The following is a 17994-nucleotide window of genomic DNA, read 5'->3' on the forward strand; positions in this document are numbered from 1 at the left end:
TCGGCAAGAACTGCCCCAAGCTCACCAGCCGCAAGCACGGCTCCTACTCCATACGCCAGGAACTCCCGCCCCACGAGTCGGCGGGCGCGCGGTGCTGCTCGGCGCGGTGCTCGCCGCCCGCGACGCCGCTCAGAACGAGCTGTTCGTGCCTGCCGGTTGAGCCGGTACCCCGCCCTCGGCCCGCTCCGCCAGGAACTCCGCGTAGGTCCGCCGCCCGTCCGCATGCTCCGGCGTGAGATTCCCGCCCTGCCGCACCGCCGCGAACGTCCGGCCCGGCAGCCACAGCGGCACCAGCAGCCGGCGCCGCCCGCCCGCCTCCAGGGTTGCCCGTACGAGGTCCCGCGCCTCCAGCACCTCGGGGCCGCCGAGGTCGGTGACCCGGCCGGCCGGCGCGCCGCCCGCCAACTCGGCCAGCCGCGCGGCCACTTCCGCCACCTCGACCGGCTGCACCCGTAGCCCCGCCGGCACCGGCAGCACCGGCGACCGCGCGCCCGCCTTGATCAGCTCGAGCACCAGATGGTGGAACTGCGTGGTCCGCAGCACGCTCCAGCCGAGGCCGGAGTCCTCGATCAGCCGCTCCACCGCGAGCTTGGTGCGGTAGTAGCGCAGCGGGACCCGGTCCACACCGACGATGGAGATATAGACCAGATGGGGTACGGCCGCCTCCTTGGCCGCCGCGATCAGCCGCCCCGCCGCCTCCGTGTCGCCGCCCGCCGGCGACGTGGCGCAGTGCACGATCGCGTCCACCCCGGCAACCGCCTCGCCCAGCCCGGTGCCGTCGAGCAGATCGACCGCGTACACCCGCAGCCGCTGCCGCTCTTGGCCCGTGTGCGGCCGCCGGCTCAGTGACCGTACGTCGTGGCCGTCGCCGAGCAGCCGGTCGACCAGGGGCCGCCCGAGCGTGCCCGTGCCGCCGGTCACCAGAAGTGTCGCCATCGGAGATCAGTCCTTGAGGGTGGGAGGGGTGCCTACCGTGCGGTGCGCACCTCCGGGGTGTGCGCCGACCCCACTGTGACGACGCAGGCGGGCCGTCCGTGACAGCCGACGCGCCGCACTCCTGTGAGCCACCCCACAGGCCCTCGCCTGTATGGCCGACGATCAGCCGTGGCAGACTGAAGCTGTACTGACATAAAAGCAGCAGCGCACTCCGGGGTCGGTGTAATTCCGAACCGGCGGTTACAGTCCGCGACCCGTCCGCAGCCAGCGGCCGGTTGAGCAGGTGAAATTCCTGCACCGACGGTGAAAGTCCGGATGGGAGGCAGTGCGCGGCGGGCGAGCTTCGGTACACCGCCGTAGGCGGCGCGTCCGGTCGTATCCGGGCGGGCTTGACGCCTTCCGGTCCGGTGTCCCCGTTGTTCCGTTTCCGCTTCTGTCGTCCAGACAGCCCCGGAGTCCGTGCCCGAAGAGGCAGGAGGACCCGGTGGCCACCGCAGCCCCCGATGAGACCGTGGCGATGCGCCGAGCCATTGAGCTCGCCGCGCGCGGCCTCGGGCACACCAGCCCCAACCCGGTCGTCGGCTGTGTCGTCCTGGACTCCGCGGGCCGTACGGCCGGCGAGGGCTGGCACCAGCGGGCCGGCGGACCGCACGCCGAGATCCACGCCCTGCGCGCGGCGGGCGAACGGGCCCGCGGCGGCACCGCACTGGTCACCCTCGAACCCTGCAACCACACCGGCCGCACCGGCCCCTGCGCCCAGGCGCTGATCGACGCCGGGATCGCCCGAGTGGTCTACGCCGTCTCCGACCCGAACCCGACCGCCACCGGAGGCGCGGTCACCCTGGGCGAGGCCGGGATCGACGTCGAGGGCGGACTCCTCGCCGACGAGGCGGCCGCCGGCAACGAAGCCTGGCTCACCTCGGTGCTGCGCCACCGCCCGTTCGTGCTGTGGAAGTACGCCGCCACCCTCGACGGCCGGATCGCCGCCGCCGACGGCACCAGCCGCTGGATCTCCTCGCCGCAGTCGCGCGCCGACGTCCACCGGCTGCGGGCCGCCGCGGACGCCGTGATCGTCGGCTCCGGCACCGCCCGCGCCGACGACCCCCAGCTCGGCGCCCGGATCGGCGGCCTCTCCGACGACGAGATCAGCCAGCCGCTGCGGGTCGTCGTCGACACCGGCGCCACCGCCGTCAAGGCCGGCGCCCGCGTCCTGGACGGCACCGCGCCCACCCTGATCGCGGTCGCCGAGGACGCCGACACCACCCACCTCGAAGGCCTCGCCCCGATCGTCCGGCTGCCACGCGCCACCGAGGGCCGCGGCCTCCACATCCCCGCACTGCTGACGGCCCTGTACGAGCGCGATGTCCGCTCCGTACTCCTCGAAGGCGGGCCCACGCTCGCCGGGGCCTTCCTCGCCGCCCAGGTCGTCGACAAGGTCGTCGGCTATCTCGCGCCGGTGCTGCTCGGCAACGGCCCGGCCGCCGTCGGCGACGCCGGAATCACCACCATCGCCGAGGCGTTGCGGCTCGATGTGACCGACACCGAACGGCTCGGACCCGATCTGCGCATCACCGCCACTCCCATCCGTCACGCCCTTCCTGAGGAGAACTGACGTGTTCACCGGAATCGTCGAAGAACTGGGCGAGGTCGTCGCCATCGAGAACCTTGGTGACTCCTCCCGCTTCCGACTGCGCGGCCCCGTCGTCACCGAAGACGCCAAGCACGGCGACTCCATTGCCGTCAACGGCGTCTGTCTGACCGTCGTGGAGACGGGGGACGGGGAATTCACCGCGGATGTGATGGCCGAGACCCTGAACCGCTCCAGCCTCGGTGCGCTGGCCGCCGGCTCGCAAGTCAACCTGGAGCGCCCCATGGCGCTCGGCGGACGGCTCGGCGGACATCTCGTGCAGGGCCATGTCGACGGCACCGGCACCATCGCCGCGCGCACCCCCGGCGAACACTGGGAGATCGTCAAGATCGCGCTGCCCGCCGCGCTCGCCCGCTATGTCGTCGAGAAGGGCTCCATCACCGTCGACGGCGTCAGCCTCACCGTCGTCGACGCCGCGGACGACCACTTCACCATCAGCCTCATCCCCACCACGCTCGACCTCACCACCCTGGGCATCAAGCAGGTCGGCGACCCCGTCAACCTCGAGGTCGACATCCTCGCCAAGTACGTGGAGCGGCTGCTGGGCCAGGGCACTTCGCAGGCAGCGGACCTCAAGGACATCGAGGAAATCAAGGAGATGGACCGTTGAGCGCCGTCGGCTGGCTGAACGGCGAGGCCTTCACGGCCTTCGGACAGCACGTCATCTGGTCCGACATGGTCGGCAACACCATCGGCCTGGCCGCCCTGGCTCTCGGCTGGCGCCGCTCCATATGGACCTGGCCCGCCCAGTTCCTCTCCGGCGTCGTCCTCGTCGCCGCCTACGCCTCCGCCCACCTCGGCGGCGGCGTAGGCAAACAGCTCCTCGTCATCGGCGTGGCGCTGTGGGGCTGGCGGCAGTGGCAGCGCGGCCGGCAGCAGGCGCAGGACGGCTCCATCGCCGTACGGTTCGCGAGCCGGCGCGAGCGCGCCGTGCTGATCGGCGGTACGGCCCTGGGGACCGCGGCCGTGGGTGGACTGTTCACCCTCCTCCCGCAGCTGTCCTGGAACCCCTGGCCGGACGCCTACATCTTCGTCGGCACGCTCGCCGCGATGGCCGCCCAGGCGCGCGGCCTGGTCGAGTTCTGGTTCGCCTGGCTGCTCGTCGACCTCGTCGGCGTGCCGCTCGCCTTCGCCGGCGGCCTCGCCTTCTCCGGCCTTGTCTACGTCGTCTATCTCGCCCTCGTCGTGTGGGGCATGCGCGACTGGTGGCTGCGCTCACGCGCCGCCACCCGCCCCGTCCTGGAAGGAGCAGCGGCATGACCGCACTGCAGAGCTGGTACGACGCCGACGACCTGGCGCTGGACCCCGTCGAACGGGCCATCGCCGATATCGCCGAGGGCCGCCCCGTCGTCGTCGTGGACGACGAGAACCGTGAGAACGAGGGCGATCTCGTCATCGCGGCGGAAAAGGCCACCCCCGAGATCATCGCCTTCATGATGAGCGAATGCCGCGGACTGATCTGCGCCCCTATGGAGGGCGACGAGCTGGACCGGCTGGAACTCCCGCAGATGGTCGACCACAACACCGAGTCGATGCGGACGGCCTTCACGGTCTCCGTCGACGCCTCCGCCGCGCACGGCGTCTCCACCGGCATCTCCGCAGCCGACCGCGCCACCACGCTGCGGCTGCTGGCCGCCGGTGACTCCACGCCCGGCGACTTCGTCCGGCCCGGCCACATCTTCCCGCTGCGCGCCAAGCCCGGCGGCGTCCTGGTCCGCAACGGTCACACCGAGGCCGGCGTCGACCTCGCCCGGCTCGCCGGACTCCGCCCCGCCGCCGCCATCGTGGAGATCGCCGGCGAGGACGGCACCATGCTGCGGCTGCCCGAGCTGGTCCCGTTCGCCCGTAAGCACGGCCTGGCGGTCATCTCCATCGAGGACCTGGTCGCCTACCGCCGCACCTCCGCCCCCACCGTCCGCCGCGAGGCCGAGACCCGGCTGCCCACCGCGCACGGCGAGTACACCGCGTACGGCTACCGCTCCACCGTCGACGGGGTCGAGCACATCGCGCTGGTCGCCGGCGAGATCGGCGACGGCGAGGACGTCCTGGTCCGGGTCCACTCCGAGTGCCTGACCGGCGACATCTTCCACTCGCTGCGCTGCGACTGCGGCCCCCAGCTGGAGGCCTCGCTGGAGCGGATCACCGAAGCCGGCCGCGGCGTGGTGATCTACCTCCGCGGCCACGAAGGCCGCGGCATCGGCCTGCTGTCCAAGCTGCGCGCGTACGAACTCCAGGAGCGCGGCCGCGACACCCTCGACGCCAACCTCGAACTGGGGCTGCCCGCCGACTCCCGCGACTACGCCGCGGGCGCGCAGATGCTCCAGGACCTGGGCGTGCGCTCGCTGCGCCTGATGACCAACAACCCCGACAAGACCGCCGCCCTGCTGCGGCACGGCCTCAAGGTCACCGGCCGCGAGCCGATGCCCGTCCAGGCCGGCGAACACAATCTGCGGTACCTGCGCACCAAGCGCGACCGCATGGGCCACGACCTGCCCTGGCTGGAACCCGACCACGCGACCACCTGCGGCAACCAGTAACCCGCCGGAACCAGCCGGCCATCCCGTCAGCACATCACCATCACCACCACCATCACCCGTACGAGGAGAATCGTGAGCGGCAAGGGCGCACCCGAACTGACCGTGAAGAACTGTGGCGACCTGCGGGTGGCTGTGATCGCCGCACAATGGCACGAGCAGGTGATGGACGGCCTGGTGGACGGCGCGCTGCGGGCGCTGACCGAGCTGGGCATCGACGAGCCGACGCTGCTGCGGGTCCCCGGCGCCTTCGAGCTGCCCGTCGTCGCCAAGGTCCTGGCCGGCCGCGGCTATGACGCGGTGGTCGCGCTCGGCGTCGTCATCAAGGGCGGCACCCCGCACTTCGACTACGTCTGCCAGGGCGTCACCCAGGGCCTGACCCAGGTCTCGGTGGACACCGGCGTCCCCATCGGCTTCGGCGTGCTGACCTGCGACACCGAGCAGCAGGCCCTGGACCGGGCCGGCCTTGCGGAATCGACCGAGGACAAGGGCCACGAAGCGGTCACCGCCGCGGTCGCCACCGCCGCCACGCTGCGCTCCGTCTCCGAACCCTGGCGGTAAGGGGAGCGGGGCGACCGCGTAGGGTAGGCGTCACCATGTCCAAGAAGACTTTTGAGGAGCTCTTCACCGAGCTCCAGCAGAAGGCCGCCACCGGCGACCCCGCCACCTCCCGTACCGCCGAGCTGGTGCAGGCCGGTGTCCATACCATCGGCAAGAAGGTCGTCGAAGAGGCCGCCGAGGTCTGGATGGCCGCGGAGTACGAATCCGACGAGGCCGCCGCCGAGGAGATCTCCCAGCTCCTCTACCACCTTCAGGTGATGATGGTGGCCAAGGGAATCTCCCTCGACGACGTCTACGCCCACCTCTGATCCCGCATCCCGCTCTCACCCCAACTCCCTTTAGCTGCAAAGGAACCTGCTCTCATGCTGCGCATCGCTGTCCCCAACAAGGGTTCACTGTCCGAGCCTGCGTCGGCGATGCTGCATGAGGCCGGCTACCGCCAGCGCAAGGACCGCCGGGAACTGGTCCTGGTCGACGCGGAGAACGAGGTCGAGTTCTTCTTCCTCCGCCCCCGCGACATCGCCGTCTACGTCGGCTCCGGCAAGCTCGACATCGGCATCACCGGCCGCGACCTGCTGCTGGACTCCGGCTCCCAGGCCGAGGAGATCATGCAGCTCGGCTTCGCCGGCTCGACCTTCCGCTACGCCACCCGGCCGGGCACCGCCAAGGACGTCAGCGAGTTCGGCGGCATGACGATCGCCACCTCGTTCGCCGGCCTGGTCACCCAGCACCTCGCCGACAACGGCGTCAATGCCTCCGTCGTGCACCTCGACGGCGCCGTCGAGACCGCCATCCAGCTCGGCGTCGCCGAGATCATCGCGGATGTGGTGGAGACCGGCACCACCCTGCGCAACGCCGGCCTGGAGATCATCGGCGAGCCGATCCTCAAGTCGGAGGCGGTCGTCATCCGCCGCGCCGGCGCCCCCGAGGACGACCCCAAGGTGCGCCAGTTCCTGCGCCGTATGCAGGGCGTCCTGGTGGCCCGCCGCTACGTGATGATGGACTACGACATCCGCGTCGAGCACGTCGAGAAGGCCGTCGCCCTCACCCCCGGTCTGGAGTCGCCCACCGTCTCCCCGCTGCACCACGAGGGCTGGGTCGCGGTCCGCTCGATGGTCCCCTCCAAGGAGGCCCAGCGGATCATGGACGAGCTCTACGACCTCGGCGCCCGCGCGATCCTCACCACCGGCATCCACGCCTGCCGGCTCTGACCGCCCGCAGCCCCTCCCCGATCCCGGACGGAAGACCGACGACGTGTCCGCGCCTGCGCCTTTGCCCAGCCTCCCGGTGACCTTCCGGCCGGCCCGTACCCGGGCCGTCCTGTACACCGTCGGCATCGCCCAGCTCGCCGCCCTGACGGCGATCGCACTGGCGCTGCCGAAGCTGACCGGCGGCGAGCGGAGCAGCTTCGTCGGCACCGGCCTGCTGATCCTGGCCGTCCTCCTGCTGCTCGCCCGCCCCAAGGTGGTCGCGCGGCAGGAGGGCATCACCGTCGTCAACCTCACCACCAAGCGCGAGCTGGCCTGGGCCCAGGTGCTGCGGGTCAACCTCCGCCAGGGCGACCCCTGGGTCCACCTCGACCTCGCCGACGGCACCAGCCTGCCCGCCATGGGCATCCAGCCCGGCATCGCCCGCGACCAGGCCATCCGCGACGCCCGCGCGCTGCGTGATCTCGCCGAGAACCACGGCACCGGCGAGCACACGGCCGGGTGAGCCTGCCCTAATGCGGGCCTCGCTGTTTACTCTGTTCTCCGGGACGCGCCGTGCGTCCCGCCCCTCCGTGGGCCACCTGCGAACCGAGGAGTGAATCCCTCCGGCAATGGACGGATCGCCCTGTAGTACCTGCGCCGCCCCTCCCCAACCCCCACGTACCACGGAGGCGGCGGCATGACCGGCCCCCTGCTGCTGCTTGCGGCGGCCCTCGTCCTGATCCTGGCCAACGGATTCTTCGTGGCCGCGGAGTTCGGGCTCATCACCGTCGAGAAGGCCGACGCCGAGCGCGCCGCCGCCGACGGCGACCGGCGCGCCGCCACCGTCGTCTCGGCCCTCCGCGAACTCTCCTTCCAGCTCTCCGGCACCCAGCTGGGCATCACGATCACCTCCCTGGTGGTCGGCATGCTCGCCGAGCCCGCACTCGCCGAACTCCTCGGCGAGCCGCTGCGCGCCATCGGCCTGCCCAAGGCCGCGGCACCCGGCGTCGCCGTCGTCCTCGGCATGCTGCTGGCCTCCGGTGTCCAGATGGTCATCGGCGAGCTGGTGCCCAAGAACTGGGCGGTCTCCAAGCCGCTGCACGTCGCACGCTTCGTCGCCGGCCCGCAGAACGCCTTCTCCCGTTTCTTCCGCCCGGTGATCACCCTCCTGAACACCGTCGCCAACCGCCTCGTCCGTGCCCTGGGCGTGGAACCGACGGACGAGCTGGCCTCCGCCCGTACCCCCGGCGAACTGGTCTCGCTCGCCCGCCACTCCGCCCAGGCCGGCGCCATCGAACAGGACACCGCGGACCTTTTCGTACGGACCATCACGCTCGGCGGCCTGACCGCGGAGAACGTCATGACCCCGCGCGTACGCGTCAGCGCCCTCCAGGCCTCCGCGACCGCCGAGGACGTCGTCAACCTCACCCGTGCCACCGGTCTGTCCCGCTTTCCCGTCTACCGCACCCGGCTCGACGAGGTCATCGGCATGGTCCACCTCAAGGACGCGCTGGCCATCCCGGCGCACGAGCGGCTGCGCACCCCGGCGGGCCGGATCGCGGTGCCGCCGCTCCTGGTCCCCGAGACGCTGCCGGTCCAGTCACTGCTCGAGCGGCTGCGCAGCGAACAGCCGATAGCCGTGGTCGTCGACGAGTACGGCGGCACGGCCGGTGTGGTCACCCTGGAGGACATCATCGAGGAGCTCGTCGGCGAGGTCCGCGACGAACACGACCGGGTGGACCTGCCCGAGCTGGGCCACGCCCCGGCCGAGGACGGCCGCCCCGCCTGGGACGCCGACGGCGGCTGCCGCGTCGACACGCTGCGGCGGATCGGCCTGGACGCTCCCGACGGCCCGTACGAGACGGTGGCGGGACTGGTGGCACACATACTCGGCAGGATCCCGGCACCCGGCGACACCGCCGAACTCGACGGCTGGCGGCTGCGGGTCCGGCTGGTCTCCCACCACCGCGCCGAGCGGATAAGGATCGTACGGACGGCACCCGTCGCCGCGCCCTCCGCAGCGCTCCTCGCGGAGGTGGCCCGATGACCGTCGCCCAGCTTCTCTTCGCGATACTCCTGGTCCTCACCAATGGCTTCTTCGTCGGCGCCGAGTTCGCCCTGGTCTCCGTACGCCGCAGCCAGATCGAGCCACTGGCGACCGCGGGCTCCAAACGGGCCCGGCAGGTCCTGCACGGCCTGGAGAACCTCCCGCAGATGATGGCCGCCGCACAGTTCGGCATCACCGTCTGCTCCCTGACCCTCGGCGCGGTCGCCGAGCCCACGGTCGCCGGCCTCCTGGAACCGGCCTTCGAGGCGATCCGCCTCCCCGAGGCCCTCATCCACCCCCTCGGCTACGTCATAGCCCTTGCCCTGGTGGTCTTCCTCCACCTCGTCATCGGCGAGATGGTCCCCAAGAACATGGCGATGGCGGCGCCCGAGAAGACCGCCCTGTGGTTCAGCCCCGGCCTGGTCGCCTTCGCGCGGCTGTGCCGCCCGGTCACCGCGCTGCTCGGCGCCTGCGCCCACGGTGTGCTGCGGCTCTTCCGCGTCGAGCCCAAGGACGAGGTCGAGGCGGTCTTCACCAGCGAGCAGCTGACCCATCTCGTCGAGGACTCCGGCCAGGCGGGCCTGCTGGATCCGGCCGAACAGGAGCGCCTGTCCGACGCCCTGGAGCTCGGCAGCCGCCCCGTCACCGATGTCCTCCTCGACCGGGCGGGCCTGGTCACCGTCGATCCGACGGTGACGCCCCGCCAGGTGGAGGAGCTGACCGTCAAGACCGGCTACTCCCGCTTTCCGGTCTGCGCGCCCGGCGGCGCGTACATGGGCTATCTGCACGTCAAGGACGTCCTGGACCTGGAGGAACGCGACCGCGCGGTCCCGCAGCGCATCTGGCACCCGATGACGACCCTCCGCGCCGAGCTCCCCCTGGACGACGCCCTGACAGCGATGCGCCGGGCCGCCTCCCACCTGGCGGCGGTCGCCGACGGGACCGGCCGGGTGCTCGGCCTGGTCGCCCTCGAGGACGTCCTGGAGATGCTGGTCGGCGAGGTCCGCGACCCGGCCCACCGCCGCGCACCCGAGGCCCGTGCCGAACGCGTCGCCGAACCACGCGCCCTGCCGCAGGAGGACCGGGCGCTGGCGGGGTGAGGGGCGGGGTGATGCCGGTCGGCGCGGTCTCCCGGGTGCCGGCGCATGGGGCGAGGTGATCTGACGAATGACGAGTAGGCGCGGTTGACGTCGCATCTGCCCAATACCGGCTTGCCGGGCGGGCGTGGGGAAAGTCATCGCAGAGTGATCAACGGGATTCTCTTCCGCGAGCGGACAGGGATTCCGTGGCGGGATCTGCCTGAACGTCTCGGGAAGTGGAAGCCCGTCCACGAGCGGCACCGGCGCTGGTCGGCTGACGGCACCTGGGACCGGACCCTGGCGGGCGTCCAGGCCGATGCGGATGCGGAGGGGCGCATCGACTGGAGCATGGTGAGCGTGGACTCGACGTCATGCCGCGCTCACCAGCACGCCGCCGGAGCACGGAAGAAAGCACCGCACCTTCCGAAAGAAGATCAAGGCCCCGGCGGCACCGGTCCGACGAAGGACTCGGACGCTCCCGGGGCGGGCTGACCTGCAAGACCCACCTGGCCGGTGAAGGCTGGCGACGCCCGCTCGCCTTCCTGCTCACGCCTGGTCTGTGGGGCGACGCCCCACAGATGATCGACGTCCTGGACCGCATGCGAGTCGCCCGCGCCCGGCGCCCCCCGCACCCGACCAGATCCCATTGGCGGCGACAAGGCATACAGCTTCCGCCGAAACCGCCGCCACCTGCGCAGACGCCAGATCGAACAAACGCCGTGGAAACAAGGGCGGCCGGCCCACCAGCTTCGACAAGGAGATCTACAAGCGGCGCAACGAAGTCGAGCGGACCATCAACCGGCTCAAGCACTTCCGGGCCGTGGCCACCCGCTAGGACAAGCGGGCTTACGTCTTCCACGGCACCGTCGCCGTCGCATCGATCCGACCTTGGCTCAGACCATGATCCGCCGGACAGGACTGGTCCCGAGGGGCCTTGTGCCCCTGGTGTGGCGACGACGGCACAACGCTATTGATCGACAGCGGAATGCACCCTTACCAAGGGTTCTTGGGCGAAAAGGCACTGCAGTTGGTCAGGAACGGTCAAGCACCGCTCCGCCCGCGTACCGCGCGGATGCACCCAACTCCTCTTCGATCCTGATGAGTTGGTTGTACTTCGCCGTACGGTCGGACCGGGACAGTGAGCCGGTCTTGATCTGGCCGCAGCCCGTCGCCACCGCCAGGTCCGCGATGGTGGTGTCCTCCGTCTCGCCGGAACGGTGCGACATGACGACGGTCCAGCCGGCGCGGTGCGCGGTGGCGACCGTGGCGAGGGCTTCGGTCAGGGTGCCGATCTGGTTGACCTTGACCAGGACCGAGTTGCCGACACCGGTGCGGATGCCCTCGCGCAGCAGATTCTCATTGGTGCAGAACACGTCGTCGCCGGTGAGCTGGCAGCGGTCGCCGACGCGGGCGGTCAGCTCCCGCCAGCCGTCCAGGTCGTCCTCGGCCATCGGGTCCTCGATGGAGACGATCGGGTATGCGTCGATCAGCTTGGCCAGGTAGTCGGCGTGTTCGGTGGGCGTACGGCGCACACCCTCGCCCGCGTACACATACGTACCGTCCTGGAAGAACTCCGACGAGGCCGGGTCCATGACCAGGCCGATGTCCGTGCCGGGCCGGTAACCGGTGCGCTCGACGGCCGTCATGACGAAGTCGAGCGCTTCCTCGGCGGTACGGAGTGCGGGCGCGAAGCCGCCCTCGTCGCCGACGCCCGTGGAGTGCCCGGCGGACAGCAGATCGCGACGGAGCGTATGGAAGACCTCGGAGCCCATCCGGACGGCTTCCGCGAAGGTCTCCGCACCGATCGGAGCGATCATGAACTCCTGGAAGTCCAGCGGGTTGTCGGCGTGGGCGCCGCCGTTGACGATGTTCATCATCGGCAGCGGGAGAAGGCGGGCGTCGGCGCCGCCGAGGTAGCGGTAGAGCGGCTGGCGGTGGGCCGCCGCGGCAGCCTTTGCGGCGGCGAGGGAGACGCCAAGGAGCGCGTTGGCGCCGAGCCGGGACTTGTCGGCCGTGCCGTCGAGCGCGACGAGCGCGGCATCGAGTCCCGCCTGATCGTCGGCGTCGCGCCCGACGACCGCTGACGCGATGTCGCCGTTGACGTGGGCGACCGCACGGTCGACGCCCCTGCCGTGCCAGCGCCCGGGGTCCCCGTCCCGCCGCTCCACGGCTTCCCGTGCGCCGGTGGAGGCGCCGGAGGGGACGGCGGCGCGGCCGAGGGATCCGTCGGCGAGGAGGACATCGGCCTCGACGGTGGGGTTGCCCCGGCTGTCGATGACCCCGCGGGCGGTGACGGACTGAATGACGGTGGACTCAACTGCCGTGGAAACCATGGGAGGTCCTTCGCGTTGATGTACGCCGCGGCCCTGCTGCGACAGCGCTGACGCGTGCCGCGACAGCACTGACTCTACAGCAATGCTGTTCAGTTCTGCTGTTCAGTTGTGCTGTTCAGTTCGGCTGCGCAGGTAAGGCGCACAGCGTCGCCTTTGGTCACCGGTTAAAGTGCCCTATGCCCACCCCGGAACCCGCCGCCGTCGCCACCGAACTGCGTATCGCGATGGGCAAGCTCACGCGGCGCGTGAAGCACGAGGACCGGATCCCGCTCGGCCAGGCCTCCGTGCTCGGCACCCTCGATCGCAACGGGGCCATGACCACCAGCGATCTGGCGGCGGATCAGCGCGTACGGCCCCAGTCCATGGCCCGCGCGGTCGGGCTGCTCATGGAACAGGGGCTCGTCTTCCGCCGGGCGCATCCCACGGACGGCCGCAAGTCCCTGGTGGAGCTCTCCCCTGCGGGACAGGCGGCTCTCGAGGCGGAGCGCGGGCGCAGGGCGGGCTGGCTCGCCCAAGCCATCGAGCTCGAGCTCACCGGCGAGGAGCGCGAGGTGCTGGCGCGCAGCGCCGCCCTGATGGAGCGGCTCGCCGCGCGCTAGGGAGTGTCCGGCGGATCAGGCCGATCTCACCAGGATGATCCGCCGGACACCCCTAGAGGTCCAGCCCCCTCGGCGGCGGCCCCGGCGCATCCGGCCCGCGTCCCGACAGCACCTCCCCGTACGCCTGCATCAGATCCGGCAGCCGCAGTGTGGCGAGGTCATCGCGGTTCGGGGTGCCGCGCCAGGTGGACAGCCGCAGATCGCGGTAGGCGCAGCTCTTCTCGTACAGGGTGCGCAGGAAGCGGCCGTTGCCCAGCTCGTCGATCCAGCCCTGGTCGACGACATGGCCGCTGATGCTGCACAGCTCGTCGCGGGACTCCTCGTCCCAGCGGTCGCCGTTCTCCGCGGCCAGCACCTCGCCGATGGCGGTCAGCTCCAGCGGGCGGTAGCTGGGGAAGTCGACGCGGGTGGTGAAGCGGGAGGACAGGCCGGGGTTGGCGGCCAGCAGCCGGTCCATGCCCTCCGGATAGCCGGCCAGGATGACGACGAGGCGGTCGCGGTTGTCCTCGGCGCGCTTGAGCAGCACCTGGAGGGCCTCGTCCCCGTACGCATCGCCCTTGCTGTAGCCGGAGTTGGACAGGCTGTACGCCTCGTCGACGAACAGCACCCCGCCCAGCGCCGAGTCGATCAGCTCATTGGCCTTGACGGCGGTCTGGCCCAGGAACTCGCCGACCAGGTCCGCGCGTTGAGCTTCTACGAGATGGTCGCCGCCGAGCAGCCCCAGCGCGTAGAAGACCCGCCCGAGTATCCGGGCCACGGTCGTCTTGCCGGTGCCGGACGGACCGGAGAAGACGAAGTGCCGTTTGGGCGGCTGTACGGGCAGCCCCTGGCTCGCACGCAGCCGCGCCATCCGCAGTTGCGCCGACAGCGCCCGCACCTGCCGCTTGACCGGCTCCATGCCGACCATCCGCTCCAGCTCGGCCAGCGCCTTCTCCAGCAGGACGGGATCGGCGGGCCCGGCGGGCAGCCGCTCGGCGCCGCGCGGGCCGGGGGCCGCGGCCTTGATCCGGGCGGTGGTGTCCCCGCCGGGCGGCGGACCGCCCAGGTCGGGGGTCACCGGCCCGTCCGGATCGCCGGTGGCCAGCAGCTCACGGCCGTCCACGGGGTCGAGCGGAGCGAGCGGGTCCAGATCGCCGGCCGCCTCCTGGCCGGCGCCGGAGGCGGAGACCGTCGCGAGACCGGGGCCCTCGTCCAGGCCGTCCGCCTCGGCGATGGCGGCGAGCCGCGCGGCGGTGTCCATGAACGCCCGGTCCACACGGTGCACCGCGCGGTAGAGGGGCAGGGCCGCGGCGCTGCGCCCGGTGCCCTCATGGGCGCGGGCGAGCCAGTAGCGCAGCTCCTTGCGCTGCGGCTGCTCGCTGCGGCACCGCATCAGCGCCGTGGCCAGCAGCGGCTCGGCCTGCCCGTACATCTCCAGCCGCACCCGCGCCATCCCGCCGAACAGCCCGGCCTCGATGCCCAGCACCGGGTCGGTGAGCAGCGGCTCGGTGTGCCGTATGAGCTGGTCCCAGTCCTTGACGAGATAGGCGCGGCAGGCGTGCAGAAAGCGGACCTGGGGGTCGGTGTCGACGGGCGGGCAGCCGGCCAGTGCCTGGTCGAGCTCGGCGACATGGCGGCCGTCGAGCCAGTGGGAGGCGTGGGCGAGCAGCAGATCGCGGCCGGTCTCCAGCACCGGCTGGACCCACCAGCCCAGCCAGTACCAGGAGTTGAGGGTGCGGCGGTGGCGGGTGCGCTGTTCACCGAAGCGGTCGCGGTGCTGGTGCATCCGCAGCAGTGCGGTGGAGGTGTCGGCGCGCAGTGCATGCAGGCCGAGCCAGGCGTCGGCCATCGTGGGATCGAGCCCGACCGCGGCCCGGAACTCCTCCTCGGCCTGCGGATATGCGCCCACGGTGTACGCGTCGACCGCGTGCAGCCAGGCGAGTTCGGCCGGGGCGGGCGAGCCCTGCGTGCCGAAATCCATCCCGTCCCCCCACAAAACGTCCCCCCGAGGTGTGCGCCGCCGGGTGTGTGCCGGGCCTGCGGCCGCCCGAACCGCCATACGGCGGGCGGGAGTTGTCCGTCACGCACACACAGCGGTCCGGGCCCTGCGGAGGCACGGACTCGCATCGTACCCGCGAGATCGGTGCAGGCCGAAGAGGGCGGCACGGGGGAGAGGGGCCGGAACGGAGGGGCTCGGCGGCGCGAAGATTACGGTGACCGAGGGTGAGGGATGGGCGGCCGGAGGCGGCCCGGAGAACGGATTTCACACAGAACGAAGCCCCCGATCACGGGGGAACAACCGGGGGCTTCGCGTCTGCGGGCGGTCCGTTGAACCGCACATTGAGAACGTAAGTCCTGTACGCCCCCTAGGTCAAGCCGAGTTGGGGCACTCGGCGGGACCCTGTCGTCGTCTCCGTGCGTCCCGGCCGCGGGTCGCTACGGAGAGTGAATTCCGGGGGTGATCATGATGCCCCGGACGGCCCCACACGTACCTCGTACCCCACCTTTCCCTGGTGCACCAGGAGATCGGCGTACGGACGCGAGGGGTCCTCCGCAAAGTGCCGGCGCTCCGCACGAATCCAGCCATCCCAGAAGATCGAAAGGTCCGGCCCGTCGCGGAGTTGACCCCTTTCCCATGAGTGTTCGCGTGCCAGTTCCATCCACAGAAGGCACGTCAGATGCGGGCGCAGCGCGCGGCGCCCCGCGCCGACCCCCTCGATCAGTACGACCGGCGCGGGCGTCAGCTCCCGCCGCTCGGTGAAGGCGCGCCGGACCCAGTCGTAGACCCCGTAGTGCGCACTCTCCCCGCGCGACAAGGGCTCCAGCACCTGCTCCCGGAACCGCTCGTCCCAGGTGAACAGCTCGTCGTGGGTGGCCAGGTCATCGGTGTGCACCACCGGCGCCCCGCCGAGCGCCTCCGCCAGCCGCGCCGCGAAGGTGCTCTTGCCCGACCCCGCATGCCCGTCCACCGCGATCAGCCGGACCGCCCCGCAGGAGGGCGGCAGGGCGCGCAGCCGGGCGGCGAGCAGGGTCAGATCCTGTTCCATCGGGCCAGCGTACGTCAGTGGTCCACACCAATATTCGTACGGCGACGCGCGCCGAACCGCTGGCCGAAGCCCGCGGGGACCGGCGATAGTTGGAGCCATCGCTGACATGCACGTGTCCGTTCGTCGTCCCGGCCCGGCCGCTCACCCCGGCTCTCACCCGATCGCACCTGCTCGCCCGCATCCGACTGGGGGACCCCAAATGACCAGCTCCACGCCCCGGCGTACCGTCCTGGCCGCCGCCCTCGCCGCCGCGGCGGGCGCAGCCACCCCGTCGGCGAACGCCACACCCTTGGCGAACGCCGGCCCCGTGGCGAATGCCGCCGAGGGCCCCCGTAAGACCTCCGCACGGCCCACCACCCCGAGCGCAGCACCCCGCAGATCGAAGAGCCTCGTGGACTATCACGCCTGGACCACCACGGCCGACTGGCGCGCGGGCAAGCACCGCGGCACCGGCGCCGTCTCCGGCGCCCGCCCCGGCATCCGCATCACGCGTCCCATCGGGACCGTCGAGTACCACGACCCGCACACCGACAAGACCGCGACCTGGGAATACGCCACCTGGACCGCCCCGGTGCACACCCTCGAGGTCCCGGCCACCGAGGTCGTCGCCTCCTGGAATGCCCACACCCCGGCGGGCACCTGGATCACCGTCGAACTGCGCGGCACCTACAGCGAGGGCGGCCGCACCCCCTGGTACGTCATGGGACGTTGGACGTCGGGCGACGGCGACGCCGGCATCCGGCGCACCTCGGTCGACGACCAGAAGGACGGCAAGAGCAGCATCTCCACGGACACCTTCGCCATCGACGCCCCCGCGAGCGGGCTGCGGCTGGTCTCGTACGAGCTGCGCGTGACGCTCCACCGCAAGCCGGGCAGCCGGCTGACGCCGACCGTGTGGCGGCTGGGCGCCATGGGCTCGGACGTCCCCGACCGCTTCGAGGTGCCGGCCTCCAAGCCCGGCGTGGTCGGCCGCGAGCTGGCCGTGCCGCGCTACTCGCAGGAGATCCACAAGGGGCAGTACCCCCAGTACGACAACGGGGGAGAGGCATGGTGCAGCCCCACCTCCTCCCAGATGATCATCGAGTCCTGGGGCCGCCGTCCCACCCCCGAGGACCTGGCCTGGGTCAACCCCGACTACGCCGACCCCCAGGTCTGCCATGCCGCCCGCTACACCTTTGACTACCAGTACGACGGCTGCGGCAACTGGCCCTTCAACGCCGCCTACGCCGCCACGTACAAAGACCTCCAGGCGGTCGTCACCCGCCTCGCCTCCCTCACAGACGTGGAACGCCTCGTCCACGCGGGCATCCCGGTCATCACGTCCCAGTCCTTCCTGAAGACCGAGCTGGACGGCGCGGGGTACGGCACCGCCGGCCACCTGATGACCGTCATCGGTTTCACCGAGTCCGGCGATGTCATCGCCAACGACCCGGCCTCGCCCGACGACCCCGCCGTACGGCGGGTCTACAAGCGCCGCCAGTTCGAGAACATCTGGCTGCGGACCAAGCGTCACGATGCAAACGGCCAGGTCAAGAGCGGTTCCGGAGGCGTCTGCTACCTCTACTTCCCGGCTGAGCCGGCACCAACTCAGCACCGTGTTCTGCGGGAGCTGGGAATCCGCTGAGCATGTGCACTCCGAAGGTGGCCTCGGACGACCTGACGGCAGTGCTCACTGCCGTCCAGGGTGAGGTGGCCGTACCGGTCCACCGTGATCTTGATGGAGCTGTGGCCCATCCACCGCGACACCTCGTGGATGGGCACACCGTTGCTCAGGGTCACGGTGGCCCATTTGTGCCGCAGGTCGTGCGGGTTGTAGTCCGGAACCCGAGGCGTTTGAGGGCGCGATCCCAGGACTTACGAAAGAGGTCCGGGTAGTCATTCCCCCGGCTTGATTCCGTACGGGGAGTCGTTCAATGAGCGGCGCCAGGGTGACGGGTGCAGGTATGTCACGCCACGCGCCCTCTTTCCGATGCTTCAGGGGCGCATGGAGGGCGATGTACTTGCCCGACGAATTCCTGAAACGTACAACTTGCCGTCGGCA

At 71.2% G+C, this 17994-nt stretch carries 17 protein-coding genes, 1 pseudogene and 1 riboswitch; of the genes and pseudogenes, 13 read left to right on the plus strand and 5 right to left on the minus strand.

All coding sequences use genetic code 11. The annotated features are described in order from the left end of the window. Positions 1-129 precede the first annotated feature (129 nt). The gene (locus AB0D04_RS32645) at positions 130-936 is read right to left on the minus strand and encodes an NAD(P)H-binding protein (protein ID WP_362710754.1); all 807 of its coding nucleotides are present in this window, start codon (positions 934-936) and stop codon (positions 130-132) included. Positions 937-1138: 202 nt separating this feature from the next. After that, positions 1139-1269, plus strand: a riboswitch (FMN riboswitch). A 151-nt stretch (positions 1270-1420) separates the two neighbouring features. On the opposite strand from AB0D04_RS32645, the gene ribD reads away from it, so the two are divergent. From ribD to AB0D04_RS32700, 11 genes and pseudogenes are all read left to right on the plus strand, one after another. Further along, positions 1421-2548 (plus strand): bifunctional diaminohydroxyphosphoribosylaminopyrimidine deaminase/5-amino-6-(5-phosphoribosylamino)uracil reductase RibD, encoded by a 1128-nt coding sequence (gene ribD, locus AB0D04_RS32650; protein WP_362710756.1) that lies wholly within the window; start codon positions 1421-1423, stop codon positions 2546-2548. 1 nt (position 2549) lies between these two features. Next, complete coding sequence (locus AB0D04_RS32655) at positions 2550-3194, plus strand: riboflavin synthase (RefSeq protein ID WP_362710759.1); 645 nt, start codon at positions 2550-2552, stop codon at positions 3192-3194. Then, positions 3191-3844 carry a nicotinamide mononucleotide transporter family protein gene (locus AB0D04_RS32660; protein ID WP_362710761.1) on the plus strand — a complete coding sequence of 218 codons (654 nt, stop codon included), beginning with the start codon at positions 3191-3193 and terminating at the stop codon, positions 3842-3844. Before AB0D04_RS32655 ends, AB0D04_RS32660 begins: the two co-directional genes overlap by 4 nt. Then, positions 3841-5121, plus strand: coding sequence for a bifunctional 3,4-dihydroxy-2-butanone-4-phosphate synthase/GTP cyclohydrolase II (locus tag AB0D04_RS32665; RefSeq protein ID WP_362710764.1), 1281 nt, complete (start codon positions 3841-3843; stop codon positions 5119-5121). Before AB0D04_RS32660 ends, AB0D04_RS32665 begins: the two co-directional genes overlap by 4 nt. Positions 5122-5193: 72 nt before the next feature. Next, positions 5194-5679, plus strand: a complete 486-nt coding sequence (ribH, locus tag AB0D04_RS32670; RefSeq protein WP_362710767.1) for a 6,7-dimethyl-8-ribityllumazine synthase — start codon at positions 5194-5196, stop codon at positions 5677-5679. Positions 5680-5714: 35 nt separating this feature from the next. Next, a complete protein-coding gene (locus tag AB0D04_RS32675; RefSeq protein WP_052853797.1) occupies positions 5715-5987 on the plus strand; it encodes a phosphoribosyl-ATP diphosphatase in 273 nt (90 codons plus the stop codon). A 54-nt stretch (positions 5988-6041) separates the two neighbouring features. After that, the gene (gene hisG / locus AB0D04_RS32680) at positions 6042-6890 is read left to right on the plus strand and encodes an ATP phosphoribosyltransferase (protein ID WP_362710770.1); all 849 of its coding nucleotides are present in this window, start codon (positions 6042-6044) and stop codon (positions 6888-6890) included. A gap of 43 nt (positions 6891-6933) precedes the next feature. Next, the gene (locus AB0D04_RS32685) at positions 6934-7392 is read left to right on the plus strand and encodes a PH domain-containing protein (protein ID WP_362710773.1); all 459 of its coding nucleotides are present in this window, start codon (positions 6934-6936) and stop codon (positions 7390-7392) included. Between the two features lie 174 nt (positions 7393-7566). Then, positions 7567-8916 (plus strand): hemolysin family protein, encoded by a 1350-nt coding sequence (locus tag AB0D04_RS32690; protein ID WP_362710775.1) that lies wholly within the window; start codon positions 7567-7569, stop codon positions 8914-8916. Then, positions 8913-10016: a hemolysin family protein gene (locus tag AB0D04_RS32695; protein ID WP_362710777.1), complete on the plus strand. Its 1104-nt coding sequence runs from the start codon at positions 8913-8915 to the stop codon at positions 10014-10016. Before AB0D04_RS32690 ends, AB0D04_RS32695 begins: the two co-directional genes overlap by 4 nt. Positions 10017-10100: 84 nt before the next feature. Then, positions 10101-10899 (plus strand): annotated as a pseudogene (locus AB0D04_RS32700) (IS5 family transposase). 127 nt (positions 10900-11026) lie between these two features. Here the strand turns inward: AB0D04_RS32700 and eno are convergent. Continuing rightward, positions 11027-12328 carry a phosphopyruvate hydratase gene (gene eno / locus AB0D04_RS32705; protein WP_362710779.1) on the minus strand — a complete coding sequence of 434 codons (1302 nt, stop codon included), beginning with the start codon at positions 12326-12328 and terminating at the stop codon, positions 11027-11029. 176 nt (positions 12329-12504) lie between these two features. Here eno and AB0D04_RS32710 point away from each other — a divergent pair, with 176 nt between their 5' ends. Continuing rightward, entirely contained in the window at positions 12505-12927 is a 423-nt protein-coding gene (locus AB0D04_RS32710) for a MarR family transcriptional regulator (RefSeq protein WP_362710782.1), read from the plus strand. Between the two features lie 52 nt (positions 12928-12979). Here the strand turns inward: AB0D04_RS32710 and AB0D04_RS32715 are convergent, their stop codons facing one another. Together AB0D04_RS32715 and AB0D04_RS32720 are read right to left on the minus strand one after the other, a co-directional pair. After that, positions 12980-14887 carry an AAA family ATPase gene (locus tag AB0D04_RS32715; protein WP_362710784.1) on the minus strand — a complete coding sequence of 636 codons (1908 nt, stop codon included), beginning with the start codon at positions 14885-14887 and terminating at the stop codon, positions 12980-12982. A gap of 481 nt (positions 14888-15368) precedes the next feature. Further along, positions 15369-15953 (minus strand): hypothetical protein, encoded by a 585-nt coding sequence (locus AB0D04_RS32720; protein WP_362710787.1) that lies wholly within the window; start codon positions 15951-15953, stop codon positions 15369-15371. A gap of 199 nt (positions 15954-16152) precedes the next feature. Between AB0D04_RS32720 and AB0D04_RS32725 the strand changes: the two genes are divergently transcribed. Beyond that, on the plus strand, positions 16153-17577 hold the full coding sequence (locus AB0D04_RS32725) for a peptidase C39 family protein (protein WP_362710790.1): 1425 nt from the start codon (positions 16153-16155) through the stop codon (positions 17575-17577). Here AB0D04_RS32725 and AB0D04_RS32730 read toward each other — a convergent pair. Further along, positions 17541-17804, minus strand: coding sequence for a tyrosine-type recombinase/integrase (locus tag AB0D04_RS32730; RefSeq protein ID WP_362710801.1), 264 nt, complete (start codon positions 17802-17804; stop codon positions 17541-17543). The genes AB0D04_RS32725 and AB0D04_RS32730 overlap by 37 nt on opposite strands. Positions 17805-17994: the final 190 nt, after the last annotated feature.

Origin of the sequence: Streptomyces sp. NPDC048483, assembly GCF_040651455.1 — a bacterium.
Classification (GTDB): domain Bacteria; phylum Actinomycetota; class Actinomycetes; order Streptomycetales; family Streptomycetaceae; genus Streptomyces.

What these genes read in the sequence shown, in the direction of transcription:
- eno (WP_362710779.1), bottom strand. Translation starts at nt 12,328, where the DNA reads ATGGTTTCCACGGCAGTTGAGTCCACCGTCATTCAGTCCGTCACCGCC.
- AB0D04_RS32645 (WP_362710754.1), bottom strand. Translation starts at nt 936, where the DNA reads ATGGCGACACTTCTGGTGACCGGCGGCACGGGCACGCTCGGGCGGCCC.
- AB0D04_RS32720 (WP_362710787.1), bottom strand. Translation starts at nt 15,953, where the DNA reads ATGGAACAGGATCTGACCCTGCTCGCCGCCCGGCTGCGCGCCCTGCCG.
- AB0D04_RS32710 (WP_362710782.1), top strand. Translation starts at nt 12,505, where the DNA reads ATGCCCACCCCGGAACCCGCCGCCGTCGCCACCGAACTGCGTATCGCG.
- AB0D04_RS32690 (WP_362710775.1), top strand. Translation starts at nt 7,567, where the DNA reads ATGACCGGCCCCCTGCTGCTGCTTGCGGCGGCCCTCGTCCTGATCCTG.
- AB0D04_RS32675 (WP_052853797.1), top strand. Translation starts at nt 5,715, where the DNA reads ATGTCCAAGAAGACTTTTGAGGAGCTCTTCACCGAGCTCCAGCAGAAG.
- AB0D04_RS32725 (WP_362710790.1), top strand. Translation starts at nt 16,153, where the DNA reads ATGACCAGCTCCACGCCCCGGCGTACCGTCCTGGCCGCCGCCCTCGCC.
- AB0D04_RS32665 (WP_362710764.1), top strand. Translation starts at nt 3,841, where the DNA reads ATGACCGCACTGCAGAGCTGGTACGACGCCGACGACCTGGCGCTGGAC.
- AB0D04_RS32715 (WP_362710784.1), bottom strand. Translation starts at nt 14,887, where the DNA reads ATGGATTTCGGCACGCAGGGCTCGCCCGCCCCGGCCGAACTCGCCTGG.
- hisG (WP_362710770.1), top strand. Translation starts at nt 6,042, where the DNA reads ATGCTGCGCATCGCTGTCCCCAACAAGGGTTCACTGTCCGAGCCTGCG.
- AB0D04_RS32695 (WP_362710777.1), top strand. Translation starts at nt 8,913, where the DNA reads ATGACCGTCGCCCAGCTTCTCTTCGCGATACTCCTGGTCCTCACCAAT.